General features: G+C 60.4%; 12 protein-coding genes. 7 read left to right on the top strand and 5 right to left on the bottom strand.

Features of this window, described 5'->3' with window-relative positions:
- Window positions 1–302: 302 nt before the first annotated feature.
- The 3 genes from CCR96_RS16920 (at window position 303) to CCR96_RS16910 (ending at window position 2,435) form a co-directional block, all read left to right on the top strand.
- A complete protein-coding gene (locus tag CCR96_RS16920; protein ID WP_201221416.1) occupies window positions 303–1,235 on the top strand; it encodes an exopolyphosphatase in 933 nt (310 codons plus the stop codon).
- Window positions 1,236–1,381: 146 nt separating this feature from the next.
- On the top strand, window positions 1,382–2,260 hold the full coding sequence (locus CCR96_RS16915) for a PD-(D/E)XK nuclease family protein (protein WP_201221413.1): 879 nt from the start codon (window positions 1,382–1,384) through the stop codon (window positions 2,258–2,260).
- A 4-nt stretch (window positions 2,261–2,264) separates the two neighbouring features.
- On the top strand, window positions 2,265–2,435 hold the full coding sequence (locus CCR96_RS16910) for a hypothetical protein (protein ID WP_201221412.1): 171 nt from the start codon (window positions 2,265–2,267) through the stop codon (window positions 2,433–2,435).
- A 4-nt stretch (window positions 2,436–2,439) separates the two neighbouring features.
- Here the strand turns inward: CCR96_RS16910 and CCR96_RS16905 are convergent, their stop codons facing one another.
- A complete protein-coding gene (locus CCR96_RS16905) occupies window positions 2,440–2,730 on the bottom strand; it encodes an HVO_A0114 family putative DNA-binding protein (protein ID WP_201221411.1) in 291 nt (96 codons plus the stop codon).
- 96 nt (window positions 2,731–2,826) lie between these two features.
- Between CCR96_RS16905 and CCR96_RS16900 the strand changes: the two genes are divergently transcribed.
- Together CCR96_RS16900 and CCR96_RS16895 are read left to right on the top strand one after the other, a co-directional pair.
- On the top strand, window positions 2,827–3,351 hold the full coding sequence (locus CCR96_RS16900; protein WP_338035900.1) for a DUF4172 domain-containing protein: 525 nt from the start codon (window positions 2,827–2,829) through the stop codon (window positions 3,349–3,351).
- 85 nt (window positions 3,352–3,436) lie between these two features.
- Entirely contained in the window at window positions 3,437–4,054 is a 618-nt protein-coding gene (locus CCR96_RS16895; RefSeq protein ID WP_201221410.1) for a hypothetical protein, read from the top strand.
- Between the two features lie 174 nt (window positions 4,055–4,228).
- On the opposite strand, the gene ppsA is transcribed toward CCR96_RS16895, so the two are convergent.
- Together ppsA and CCR96_RS16885 are read right to left on the bottom strand one after the other, a co-directional pair.
- Window positions 4,229–6,613, bottom strand: a complete 2,385-nt coding sequence (gene ppsA, locus CCR96_RS16890; protein ID WP_201221409.1) for a phosphoenolpyruvate synthase — start codon at window positions 6,611–6,613, stop codon at window positions 4,229–4,231.
- A gap of 291 nt (window positions 6,614–6,904) precedes the next feature.
- Window positions 6,905–7,564: a rhodanese-like domain-containing protein gene (locus CCR96_RS16885; RefSeq protein WP_420827283.1), complete on the bottom strand. Its 660-nt coding sequence runs from the start codon at window positions 7,562–7,564 to the stop codon at window positions 6,905–6,907.
- A 676-nt stretch (window positions 7,565–8,240) separates the two neighbouring features.
- Here CCR96_RS16885 and soxA point away from each other — a divergent pair.
- Together soxA and soxX are read left to right on the top strand one after the other, a co-directional pair.
- The gene (gene soxA / locus CCR96_RS16880; protein ID WP_201221802.1) at window positions 8,241–9,083 is read left to right on the top strand and encodes a sulfur oxidation c-type cytochrome SoxA; all 843 of its coding nucleotides are present in this window, start codon (window positions 8,241–8,243) and stop codon (window positions 9,081–9,083) included.
- 28 nt (window positions 9,084–9,111) lie between these two features.
- Window positions 9,112–9,786 carry a sulfur oxidation c-type cytochrome SoxX gene (gene soxX, locus CCR96_RS16875; protein ID WP_420827280.1) on the top strand — a complete coding sequence of 225 codons (675 nt, stop codon included), beginning with the start codon at window positions 9,112–9,114 and terminating at the stop codon, window positions 9,784–9,786.
- A gap of 167 nt (window positions 9,787–9,953) precedes the next feature.
- Here soxX and CCR96_RS16870 read toward each other — a convergent pair whose 3' ends face one another.
- On the bottom strand, window positions 9,954–10,580 hold the full coding sequence (locus CCR96_RS16870; RefSeq protein WP_201221405.1) for a response regulator transcription factor: 627 nt from the start codon (window positions 10,578–10,580) through the stop codon (window positions 9,954–9,956).
- A complete protein-coding gene (locus CCR96_RS16865) occupies window positions 10,564–12,966 on the bottom strand; it encodes a PhnD/SsuA/transferrin family substrate-binding protein (protein WP_201221402.1) in 2,403 nt (800 codons plus the stop codon). Before CCR96_RS16865 ends, CCR96_RS16870 begins: the two co-directional genes overlap by 17 nt.
- Between the last annotated feature and the right edge of the window lie 31 nt (window positions 12,967–12,997).

Below are 12,997 nucleotides of genomic sequence, written 5' to 3'. Positions count from 1 at the left end.
GGCTCAGGTGAGCGTTCGCTAGACGAAACGCTTGGACTCTTGGGCCGTTGGATTATTGCTGTGAAGCAAGCGCTTGTTCCCGATAATCGCCCAACCATGACCCTCAAATCGGTAAGAAGTTGATGGACAGTTTCTATGTCCGTTAACCTGATTCTCGTGCGCTTCATCTGCCGGGGTGACGCGGCGCCATGAGCCTGAGGCCGCTGCGGACAGGCAGGAGTTAGACGGATTCCGGGTTACACTTCACCTTTTTGCCACTCAGCCCGTTGATACGCCGAGTGACCGCCCATCTGGAGACCTCCATGGCCGACAATTTCCGCCTTGTGACGCGTAGTGATTTCGACGGACTGGTCTGCGCCGTCTTGCTCAAGGAACTCGATCTGGTCGACGAGATCAGTTTCGTCCACCCCAAGGACATGCAGGATGGCGTGATCGCGATCACCGACCGCGACATCACCACCAACCTGCCCTATGTCGAGGGCGTTCACCTGGCTTTTGACCACCATGCCAGCGAGATCGAGCGCGCCGGTGGTCAGCGTCGGGAGAACCACATCATCGATCCCAAGGCGCCCTCGGCGGCGCGCGTTGTCTACGACTACTACGGCGGCAAGGCGCGTTTTCCGCGGATCAGTGACGCGATGATGGCGGCGGTGGACAAGGGCGATTCCGCCGACTTCAGCCGCGAGGAGATCCTCGATCCTCAGGGCTGGGTGCTGATGAACTTCCTGATGGACGCGCGCACAGGATTGGGCCGGTTCCGCGAGTTCACCATCTCCAACTATCAGCTGATGATGGAACTGATCGACTACTGCCGTGACCATGAGATCGATCAGATCCTCAAGCTGCCGCATGTGATGGAGCGCTGCGAGCTCTACTTCGAGCACCAGGACAAGGCGCGCGCGCAGCTCGAGCGCGTCTCCACTCTGCACGGCAACCTGATCGAGGTCGATCTGCGCGACCAAGATCCGATCTGGGCCACCAACCGCTTCGTCATCTATGCGCTCTATCCGCAGGCCAACATCTCCATGCATGTGATGTGGGGACGACAGCAGCAGAACACGGTGTTCGCGGTCGGCAAGTCGATCCTTGATCGCAGCTCAAAGACCAACGTCGGCAGCCTGATGCTGGAATACGGTGGCGGTGGTCACAATGCTGCCGGTACCTGCCAAGTCGATAATGACCAGGCTGCGCGGGTGCGCGAGGAGCTGATCGCGCGGATTACCGCGGATGGCTGATCATGGCGAATGGGGCGCGTCAGCGCAGCTGACTATGATCGGCATGCCGCACCCGCTAAATCGCACCTGGCCAGGCATGACGATGGACCGCAACAGGAAGCACTGGAGATCGATTCGATTGGCATTAGAACAACCTGGAGTGACCGATGAGCACGCTTGAATCCATCAAGGAGACCGTCAAGCGCGAGTTGCCCGCTTGGCTTGAATCCGACCCTGCCTTTCGCCAGGCTATTCTCGATCTGACCGCCAGCCTCTATAGCCGACGCGATGAGACCAACGATTGGTTCCACCAAACCTTGGATGAAATGCGCCGAGAGCGGGAACGTCAGGATGCACGCTGGCGCAAGAACGATGAACGCCTCGAACGCGAGCGCCAGGAATCCGAACGCAAATGGGAAGAGCAAAACCGCAAATGGGAAGCGAACCAGGTAGCGCTGAAAGCGTTGCAGGAGGAACAGAAGTGCAAATGGGACGAGCAAAACTACAAATGGGAAGCGAACCAGGTAGCGCTGAAAGCATTGCAGGACGAGCAAAACCGCAAATGGGACGAGCAAAACCGCAAATGGGACTCGAACCAAGCAGAGCTCAAAAGTTTGCATGAGGAAATTCTTGCGCTGGGCAAGCGCATCGATCGCAGCATCGGTGCCTTGGGGGCGCGTTGGGGACTGCGGTCGGAGAAGGCCTTTCGTGATGCGCTGGCTGGCATCCTGGAAAAGACCTTTGGTGTCGAGGTGCTAAACGTTTGCGAATACGATGACGAGGGTGCGGTCTTCGGCCGTCCAGATCAGATTGAACTTGATGTCCTCATCAAGAATGGGCTACTGATCCTGTGTGAGCTGAAATCCTCCATCGATAAGGCGGGGATGTATATCTTCGAGCGCAAGGCCCGATTCTACGAGCGGCGGCATGATCGCCAGGCCGATCGTCTGATCGTTATCTCGCCGATGATTGACAGCCGCGCCCAAGATGTCGCCCGGCGCTTGGGCATCGAAACCTATGGCGAGCCTGAGGAGGTGTCCAACTGAGCATGTGCCAGATTGCAATGCCGAAGGGCCGGTCTATTGCCGCTTTGGCCCGGCGATCACCGAGCAGCGTGCGCCGCTGCTCGCGCAGATTATCGGTCACATGGGCATAGGCGCGGTTCAGCGGTTCGACATGGCTGGCGCGGGCATTGGGCATGCGCAGCACGCGCCCGAGTAGCTGCTCAATATCCTTGGCTGAGCGGATATTGGCCACCGAGCAGAGCACATAGGCTCAGGCGCAGTCCCAGCTCGGCCAGCGTTTGGATTGAGGCTGTACCCAGCCTCTTGAGCTGCTCGAGCAGTGCCAGGCGCGCCGGTGTGAGCTCAGAGAACAGCTGTGCCGAATCCGCGAAGCTCAGATGATAGTCGGCCTCGGGGAGCGACTCGCCCTCGCCGGCATCGACCTGCTGAGCAATGGCCAAGGCCTGCGATTGCAGGCTCTCCCAGGATTCAGTGCTAATGATCGCCTTCATCGATGGCCTCCAGCGCTTGTGCGACTGGTTGTGATTGTGCAGGAACTGACACGCGTTCATCCGTCGATAGACTGACCAGGGCGTTGCCGCAAGCGCGTGGCTGTTCCCCTCCAGGTTGAAGAGCCGGCTCTAGACCTTGCGGCGAATCAGCTCCACAATCGCCGCAAGATCCGCGGTGAAAAAATCGACATTTGGCAGCACAAGGATTGGCCGAACTGGCGCCATGACCTCGCCGAGCTGGCCGAGCCTCTGGCGCGGGTCAGCCGCGCTCAGGGGCTGTTGCTAGGGCGCCTGGCCGATGTCGGTCTGACCTTGCGCGATCAGGCGCAGTTGGAAGCCCTGACCAATGACATCGTCAAGACCAGTGCGATCGAGGGTGAGCTGCTTGATGCCGCCTCGGTGCGCTCGTCGGTCGCGCGCCGCTTGGGCGTGGACATCGGCGCGCTGGCGCCCGTGGACCGCCATGTCGAGGGGCTCGTCGAGATGGTGCTCGACGCGACCGCGAATGCGCAAGCCCCGGTGACGCGAGAGCGGCTGCTCGGCTGGCATGCGGCGTTGTTCCCAACTGGTTATTCCGGGCTGAGCCATGGAATGATCGTTGAACCTGGGGCGCGATCCTGATGGAAAACGCGATCCTGCTGGAAAGAAGGGGCGATTCATCGGTCCTTGAATCGCGCCTGCAATTGATAATGAAAGAGGGCTTGATATGGCAGTAGACTATACGAATCGGGCTGGGCAGATCTACCATCTATTTGAGGGCAAAACGCCGACTGGCAAGCCTCGGTATTTTTTCTCATCGCGAGAAAACGGGAAAGGTGTCAGGGTCGAAAAGATGCCGGAAGGCTATGAGGTCTATGAGCATCCAGAAAACGCTCAAGTCTTTCTTAGAAAGAAGCGTCCTCGTCTGATCACGGATATTGAGGAGCAATTCGTCAAAAAACAGGTCGCATCTTTGCAGAGAAGCAGGCGCTATCTGGTCGACTGTAAGGACGAAAAAATCACTATCTACGAATCCAATATTGATCCTGACTATTTCAAAGACTCATTCGCTGGGCTGTTAAGCCAATTGCCTCATTTTTCCGGTCAAAAAACAGATAATGCGATTGCTGCCGCTGTCAATGTTGTCGACAAGAATTATTCCGCGGTCCTCAGGTTTTCCTTGCAGGATAAGCTAACAAGAACCTTTTATGCGGAGCGCTTCTGTTTTCGCGGCTCCATCGATGATTGGATGTATTTGGCTGGCCCCGATAAATTTGCAAGTATCGTCACCAAATACGTTCCGCTGCTTGGGACGGATGACTTTTATGAGACGCCCTATTTTTGATCTGAACCTCGGGCAATTCATGATCCGGGGGCGCGCCATGAGCGTGAGTGGTGAGTAGTGAGGCGTGCGGTATGAGGCGGGCCTCATGGTTCTCTTTCGCTGAAGGCCATGGCATCCCTGCCACCATTCAGACCAGACTACAATCTTCAGCCTTCAGCCTTCAGCCTTCAGCCTTCAGCCTTCCTTCTCCATGTGCTCAGCCAGATACAGCCAGGTGTCGATCACGGTATCCGGGTTCAGCGACACGCTCTCAATACCTTCCTTGACCAGCCAATCAGCAAAGTCAGCATGGTCGGACGGCCCCTGACCACAGATGCCAACGTACTTGCCCTGCTTGCGACAGGCTTGAATGGCCATTGAGAGCATCGCCTTGACCGCCGGATCGCGCTCGTCGAAGTCGGCGGCGACCAGGCTTGAGTCGCGGTCGATGCCAAGGGTGAGCTGGGTCATGTCGTTGGAGCCGATCGAGAAGCCGTCGAAGTATTCGAGGAACTGCTCGGCGAGCACCGCGTTGGAGGGGATCTCGCACATCATGATCAGCTTGAGGCCATTCTCACCGCGCTTGAGACCCTGCTCAGCCAGCGCCTCGGTGACCGCCTTGGCCTGATTCAGCGTGCGCACGAAGGGGATCATGATCTGTAGATTGCTCAGGCCCATCTCGTTGCGGACGTACTTCAACGCCTCGCATTCCATCTCGAAGCAGGCCTTGAAGCTGTCGGAGACATAACGCCCGGCGCCGCGGAAGCCGATCATCGGGTTTTCTTCCTCGGGCTCGTAGCGCGGGCCGGCGATCAGGTTCGCATACTCATTCGACTTGAAGTCAGACATCCGGATGATGACCGGATTCGGTGCAAAGGTCGCCGCCAGCGTGGCAATGCCTTCGGCTAGGCGCATGACGAAGAATTCGCGCGGGCTCGGATAGGCGGCGATACGCGGGCTGATCTCGGCCTTGAGGTCATCGGGCAGCTGGTCGAATTCCAGCAGCGCCTTGGGATGGATGCCGATGCTGTTGTTGATGATGAACTCGAGCCTGGCGAGACCCACGCCGGCATTTGGGATCGAGGCGAAGCCGAAGGCGCGCTCCGGGTTGCCGACGTTCATCATGACCTTGACCGGCACCTCGGGCATCTTCTCCAGCTCGACGACCTTGTGCTCGAAGGCAAGCTCGCCGTCATAGATGTAACCGGTATCGCCCTCGGCGCAAGAGACCGTGACGGCTTGGCCATCGGCGATCTTATCGGTCGCATCGTTGCAGCCGACCACCGCTGGCACGCCTAATTCACGGGCAATAATAGCGGCGTGACATGTCCTACCACCACGGTTGGTGACAATGGCCGCGGCACGTTTCATCACCGGCTCCCAGTCGGGGTCGGTCATGTCGGTGACCAGCACGTCGCCGGCCTGGACATGCTCCATGTCGCGGATCGACTCGACCACCCGTGCCTTGCCGGCGCCGATGCGCCCGCCGATGCTGCGCCCGGTGGCGAGGATCTCGCCGCCGGTCTCTTTCAGGCGATAGCGCTCGACCACCTGACCACTGCGGCTCTGGACCGTCTCCGGGCGCGCCTGGACGATGTAGAGCTTGCCGTCGAGTCCGTCCTTGGCCCATTCGATATCCATCGGCCGCTGGTAGTGCTGTTCGATCAGCACCGCCTGCTTGGCCAGCGCCTCGATCTCGGCATCGCTGATGGAGAACTGCTGGCGCTCGGCCATCGGTGTTTGTTCGGTGCGCACCGGCTCGCGGCTGCCGGGTTCGGCAAAGACCATGCGCATGGCCTTGTCGCCAAGGGTGCGACGCAGGATGGCGGGGCGCCCGGCCGCGAGCGTCGGCTTGTGCACGTAGAATTCGTCGGGGTTGACCGCGCCTTGGACCACCATCTCGCCGAGGCCGACGCTGGCGGTGATGAAGACGGCATCGTTGAAGCCGGATTCGGTGTCGAGGGTGAACATCACACCGCTGGCGGCGAGGTCGCTGCGCACCATGCGCTGGATGCCAGCGGAGAGCGCGACATCGGCGTGGGTAAAGCCCTTGTGCACGCGATAGGAGATGGCGCGGTCATTATAGAGCGAGGCGAAGACCTCCTTGATGGCGCGCTTGACGTTGTCCAGGCCGTGGATATTCAGGAAGGTCTCTTGTTGACCGGCGAACGAGGCATCGGGCAGATCCTCGGCGGTGGCGGAGGAGCGCACCGCCCAGGTCGCATCGGCAGCGTTCTCGATGTTCTCGGCGAGGGCGGCGTAGGCCTGTTCGATGGCCTGTTCCAGTTCGGGCTGGAACGGCTGCTCGATGATCCAGCCGCGGATGCGCGGGCCGGCGGCGCTGAGCGCGGCGATGTCATCGACGTCAAGTGCGTCCAGCTCAGCGGCGATGCGCTCGGCCAGGCCATCAACGGCCAAGAAGTCGCGGTAGGCCTGCGCGGTGGTCGCGAAGCCACCGGGGACCAGCACCCCAAGCTGGGTCAGATGTTGGATCATCTCGCCAAGCGAGGCGTTCTTGCCGCCGACGACGCCCACGTCCCCCATCCCTAAGTCGCTCAGCCAACGCACATAATCGGTCATTGCTCTCGGTGCCTCTGGATCGAAAAACGACACACTATAAACGATCAGTTACGCGCGTTTTGTGCGGTGCATCAATGTGCCGACTTTGGCCCCGAGGCGTTTCTGTCTCGCGACCACCAGCCGCGGTCGGAGTGCATGCTGCCTAGCGACCTGCCTAGCAACGCTTTGGGGGCTGGGGGATGAAAGGCGCTGACGAGGACGTCAGCGCTTTGAGTCACGCTAGGCCCTTGGCGGACTCAGCATCAGCCGAGCCGAGCCAAGCCAAGCCAAGCCAAGCCTTGAAGGACTGTGCTAGGGCTTGACGGCGGTCAGCCCAACACTGAGCCAGTCCTGCATCCCGCCTCGGTACCATTTGAGCTTGTCGACCGGGTAGCCGAGTCCCGCCAAGGTCTTGAGGTTAGCTGTCGACTGCGCGCACCAGATGCCGTTGCAGAACAGGACTAGGGTCTTGGCATCGTCGAAACGCCACTGGCCGCTGCTGGGGTCTTGGCTGGCACCGAATTGCTCGGTCAGGATCTGCCCGAGGTCCTCGGCCTCGCCGGCCTGTTGCAGGCTACCACTCGGATCGGTGTTGAGTCTGTTCCAAGGGATATTGATCGCACCTGGAATGGTGCCGCGCATCACCCAGTCTGGCGTGCGCGAGTCGACGACGAGAATCGAGTCGTCGCCCTGGTGTATCCGGCTTAGGTAGTCCAGGACCTCAAGTTCACCGATGGTCTCGACGCCGGGGAGCGCTTGCATCGGCTGCACACAGAAGGGCGGACAGCCACGCTCAGTCTTTTGGAACATCTCCGGGAGGGTGGCGTGGCGATCCGCGCCGCGGGTGACCGTCAGGGTCGTGCTCTGGTGACTGACATCGACGCTCTTGAGCGTTGGCGTGATCTTGTTGTCATCGGCCAGGGCGACCGAGCCGATGAGCAGCAGTGAGGCGAGGGCGTAGGTGGGACGGATGATCAAGGCGCGTGCTCCTTAAGTTGAGTCTGACGTTAATGGCGCGTCGCCACGTCGGACGATCAAGCGCTTATTTCACGGTATAGCAGTTTAGAGCCCGTCTGCTGTAGGAACGGTGTGAACTTGGTAAGACACTAGAGAACAAGGGAGTATAGGTGATTAGAGGGGTGAAATCCGCAGTTTATCATTGATTTATAACATTCTAATGTTCTGTTGTTTCTTGACATTCGCACTCGGGTATTTGCAGGATAACGCGGCTTTCAGGGTGCGCTACCCTAGCTAAGATCAAGCAAGACCATTCAGTGGAAACGAGGTTTCAATGTTACGAAAGTTACTGCCAATACCGCTCCGGTCGCTCCATCAAGTGTCCGGTCACGCTGCGAATCAACATCAACAGCCGCGCCTGCCGGGCGGGCGCGCACGGCGTCTCGGGCGGGTTTCGTTGGCCCTACTGCTCGTGGCTTTGATCCCACTGACGGTCTGGGCGACGACACGTGAAGAGGCTGAAACCGCGATCGCCGAGGCCAAGCAGACGCGTGAAGAAGCCATTGCCGCCGGCGTCACGGACAGTCCAACCAATGAGATGATCGAGCAGGCCGAGTCGGTGTTGCCCTCGCGGCAGTACACCCGGGCACTCCAGTATGCGGTATGGGCGCGACGCCAGGATGCCATGGCGATGGAGTTGCTTGCCCAGCAAGAGGAGCGCAAAGCCGTCGGAGATGCCGCGAAGGCTGCGGTGGGCAACTACCAAGAGCCGCTAGACGTGCTTGAGGGACTGATCGCTCGGACCCAGTCGGAATATCTGTCGCAGAGCGACCAGAACCTGATGATGATGCCTGACAGCCCCGCGCTGTGGACAGCGGCGGATGGCGAGGATCTGTTCAAAGAGCCTCGTGGACCGAACAATGTCTCGCTTGAAGAATGCGATTTCGGCAAGGGTCCGGGAGTGCTGGAAGGGGCCTATGTCGAGTTGCCGCGTTATTTTGAAGACACCGGCAAGGTGATGGATCTCGAGACGCGCTTGGTGCATTGCATGATCACGCTGCAAGGCTTTGCTCCGGATGATCCGGCGATAACAAAGCGTCATGGCAGTAATACCGATCACATGAAGCTGCAGACCTATATCGCCAGCTTGTCGAGCGGCTTTGCCTGGAATCCACCGATGGATCATCCGCTAGAGAAGGCCCTGCGCGATGCGGGCGAGGTCATGTTCTACCGCCGTGCCGGCAAGGCTGACTTTGCCTGCAGCACCTGCCATGCCGAGTCCGGCAAGCGCATTCGCGCATCCGTGTTACCGAATAAGAACATTCCCGAGGAGTGGACCAAGGCGATCTCTTGGCCGGCGTTCCGCGTGGGGCACGACCATGTTCGCAGCAGCCAACATCGCCTACGCGGTTGCTACTGGCAGATGCGTCAAGCGAGCCCGGTTGCCGGCTCTGACGCGAGCATCGCCATGCTGAGCTACTGGACCGACGCCGCCCGCGGTCAGCCAGCGATCCTGTCAGATATGAAGCGTTGATCATCGACGCCAAGAGGAGATTCTAATGATGTCTAAAAAGATGATTTCAGGGCGCATGGTCGTCGGCCTTGTCGCGCTCTCCATGCCCTTCGCTGCGGTCGTCGCTGAGGAGGTTGATTACACCAAGATGACGCCCGAGGAACTCGCCGAATACCTGATTTTCGAGGCCGGCGGTTTCAAGCTCGATCAAGAGGTCCAGGAAGGCGGTACAGCGCGTCAACGCATGGTGCAAGATGAACTGCAGAAGACCTGCTCAAGCATCGATGGAACCCGGCCGGACATGGAGACCTTGCTTAAGGTCAGTCAGCAGGCACGCGAGACCATCACCTACCCAGAAGACGGTATCAAGCTAGGTGATTGGAAGCGGGGCCGTGATCTCGCCTGGTCCGGCTACGGCTTCCGGGTCGGACATCGCATGGATGATCATGAGAACAATGATGTCGGTGGCAATTGCTACAACTGCCATCAGATCGGAACCGACCGCACCGGTGGGACCATTGGTCCAAGCCTCGTCGGGTTTGGTCGGATTCGCGGCACCAGCGATGCGATCGTCAAGTACACCTACGACGTCATCTATAACTCGCATGCCGCCTTCCCCTGCACCAATATGCCCCGTTTCGGCGTCACGAATTACCTAGACCAACAGTCGATCGCCGACATCATGGCCTATCTGCTCGATCCGGATTCTCCGGTCAACCAATAACGTCGATCGCCGTGATCCTCCGTGATCGGGGGATCACGGCTGGCGTCTTTTCTTTCTTAAGGCATCGCATTTTTCTCGGTGCCCCTTTTCAATCAATCCCTCTCGTTTTTGCCTGATTCCCTTCAGGCCGGGCTTGCAACTGACTGCGCGAGTCCTGATGCAACGACTCATACATTTTCCTGGTCGCTCTTCGTGTGCTTGAACATCAGTCGCATCAGCTCGGAGAGCGAGCTTGCACCGAGTTTGTCCATGACCTTGGCCCGGTGCGCTTCGACCGTCGATTGACTGATGCCGAGATCGTAGGCGATCACCTTGTTGCGCTTACCGGCAATGATTTGATCGAGGATCTCGCGCTCGCGCGGGGTCAGGCGGTCCAGCCGTCGATTGATCTCGGCGCGTTGCAGCGCATGGCCACGGCGATGCTCATCAACGCTCAACGCCTGGTGGACGGCGTCAAGCAGGGCCTGATCGTTGAACGGTTTCTCGAGAAAATCGATCGCGCCGGCCTGCACCGCGCGCACCGCCATCGGCACATCGCCATGGCCGGTGATGATGACGATGGGTGGGTAAAGCGGCTGCTGAGCGAGGTGGCTCTGCAGCTCAAGCCCGCTCATGCCGCGCATGCGCACATCGAGCACCAGGCAGCCTGGGCGTTGTGGATCGAAGTCCTCGAGAAAGGCCTGGGCTGAGTCATAGCTGCGCACATCGAGGCCGACAGACTCCATCAGGAGTGCGATGGCGGCGCGCACTTCATCGTCATCGTCAACGATAAAGACGTTAGGATCGGTGGTCATGGCTGGACTCCAGGATAGGCGGCCGCGGCACCTCAGGTGCGAGCGGAAGATTGAATGCGAAGCAGGCCCCGCCGGACGGCTGCTGGCAGAGGCTGAGTCGGCCGCCATGGTTCTCGACGATGCCGGCACTGATCGACAGCCCAAGCCCCAAGCCTTTGCGCTTGGTCGTCACGAAGGGCTCGAACAGGCGTTCGCGGATCTGCTCCGGGATGCCTGGCCCGGTATCCTTGACGCGGATCTGGATGCTCGCGGGGTGCTCGGCTCGGCTGGCCTCGAGCCAGAGTCGATGGGGGCCGTCGATCTCGGCCATGGCTTCGACCGCATTACGGGCTAAATTGAGGATGACCTGCTCGATCTCGATGCGCTGAACCCTGACTGCGCCGACGTTCGCATCGATGTTGACCTGGATCTCGACCGCATGCTGACCGGCGTCCTGGTGCAGTAGCACGAGGACTGTCTCGAACAGGTCGGCAACGGCAACTGAGGCTGTCTCGAGGGGCTCTTTGCGCACGAAACGTCGGATATGGCGGATGATCTCGCCCGCGCGTTCGGCTTGGTCGGCAATCTTGGTCATGACCTCCGTGCAGCGCTCGAGGTTGCCGCGTCCGTTCTCGACCAACCGCACGCAGGCGCGAGCATTGGTGCTGATTGCGGTGAGCGGTTGATTGAGCTCATGGGCCATGCCCGAGGCCATCTCGCCGAGCGTGCTGAGGCGCGCCGCTCGGGCTTGCTCGCGCTGCAGACCACGGATGCGCTCGGCGGCCTCGCGTCGCTCAGTGATGTCGCGAAAGACGACCACGCTGCCGACGGTTTTGCCGCGCTCGTCGCGGATGGGGGTGGTGCTGTACTCGACCGGGAAGCAGGAGCCGTCTCGGCGCCGGAACAGATCGTCCTCAACGAAGCGTGGGCGCTGGTCGCGGAAGGTGGCGTAGACCGGGCAGTCTTCCTCTGCGGTCAGGGTGCTGTGCCGATGCGCATGCTGGTGCGCTAGCCGATGATGCTCATGGCGATGCGCATGATGAAGCACCTGGTGCTGGTTGCAGCCGATGAGCTGATGCCCATCCCAGCCGGTCAGGCGCTCAACGGCCTTGTTGACGAAGGTGGTTCTGCCGCAGAGATCGACGCCGTAGATGCCTTCGGCGACCGAGTTGAGGATCAGTTCTTGGCGCTGCTCGAGGCGCGACTTGGCGCGATTGAGGCGCGCATTGAGGGTCTTCAATCGGCCGCTGAGGGCAGCCAAGAGCCCGAGCGCCAGGAGGCTGAGCAGCACAGCAGGCCAGTAGCGCCGCAAGGCATCGTTCAGGGTGAAAGCGGTCGGCTGATCGTAGGGTGGCCGCCCCAGTGCCTGCAGGAGTTGATGCACCGGCTGATAGTCGAGTGGCACGGTCCAGCCGGCATAGCCGCCGGCCAACGCAGCCGGGTCGTCCTGTGGCATCTGCATCAGCGCCACGGCAACCTGCTGGGCCAATGCGTTTGGGGTGTGTTGCAGGGTGCTGAAGGGCCATTCGGGGTAGAGTGGGGTGCTGAGCCGCAGCCTGAAGTCAGGCGCGGCGGGCGATGCGAGCACGCGAAAATCCGAGAGATTGATGCGGCCTTGAGTCGCCATGCGCTCGAGGATGTCGGTGCGGACCATGCCGGCGTCTGCCTGGCCATCGCGCACCCCAAGCACCACGGCATCGTGGATGCCCGCGAACTCGAGTGCAGCCAGCGCCCGGGGCGCCGCGATGCCTTGCTGACGCAAGACATCGAGCTGCATCAGGAAGCCACCGAATGAATTCGGGTCCACTGCAAGCAGACGTTTGCCGCGCAGGTCGGATAATTGAGTGATATCGTCGCGCTCGGCGCGGGTGAAGATCACGCCCCCAAAGCGGTTGCGTGCCTGATTGCCGGTGCCGTTGCGCAGGGTCGCAATGCGCGAGATGCGATAGCGCACCTCCAGGTCGACGTACATGCCTGGGTTGACCAGTAAGAACTGGATGCGACCGTTGGCCAGCGCAGCTTCGACCTCCTTGAATGCGAGCGGTAAGATCCGGAAGCGGTGGTGCGGGAGCGCTCGGGTCAGATAGTCAGCGGTAGGACCCCATTGCTGCTGGGTGACGCGATCGCCGCGATGGCTGAGCACGCCAATCTCGATCGGCCGCGGTAGGCCGGGGTCATCGAGCCCGGCTGTGTCGGCGAGGGCGCGGTTGCCCGCTGCAATCGGTAAGGCGACCAGCCCGACGATGAGAAAAAGTATCGAGTCGAGTTGGGCTCGGCGCTGCTGCGACCGGCGCTGCTGCGCCCCCCTCTGTACGATCGAGCCAAGGCCCCTGAGCCCATCAAGGCAGAAAGTCCCTAATCGAGGCAAGGCTTCGGTGAATGGCAATCCGAGGTGGCCCGCGTGCATACTATGACCGCTTTTAGCCGCGCCGAGCAGG

Source organism: Halochromatium roseum (assembly GCF_016653315.1).
Taxonomy (GTDB): domain Bacteria; phylum Pseudomonadota; class Gammaproteobacteria; order Chromatiales; family Chromatiaceae; genus Lamprobacter; species Lamprobacter roseus.
The sequence above is the reverse complement of the archived record's forward strand: the minus strand, read 5'-3'. Positions and strand labels throughout refer to the sequence as shown.